We start from the raw sequence: 229 nt of genomic DNA, 5'->3' as shown, positions 1-229 counted from the left end.
TGATGAAAAATGTCATGATCTTCTGTAATGCCGGTATGTCCTCTTCCCTAATGGCCAAAAAGGTGACCGACTTGCTGGCTCAAAAAGGAAAAGATATCCATGTGGATGCAACCACCACCAGCGATTCAAAGAATATCGTCAACAAAAATAGCTATGACCTCTATCTGGTCAGCCCGCAGACCAAGATGTACTTTAAGACCATCAGCGAGTATGCCGAACCACACCAAAA

Annotated in this window: 1 pseudogene; it reads left to right on the top strand. The window is 44.1% G+C overall.

What is annotated here, in order from left to right:
* Nucleotides 1-2 precede the first annotated feature (2 nt).
* Nucleotides 3-229: pseudogene (celA, locus tag RMT89_RS46500) on the top strand (PTS cellobiose transporter subunit IIB); the annotation flags it as partial.

This window comes from Streptomyces sp. P17 (assembly GCF_032436805.1).
GTDB lineage: Bacteria > Actinomycetota > Actinomycetes > Streptomycetales > Streptomycetaceae > Streptomyces.
This window is presented reverse-complemented; position numbering and strand designations above follow the sequence as displayed.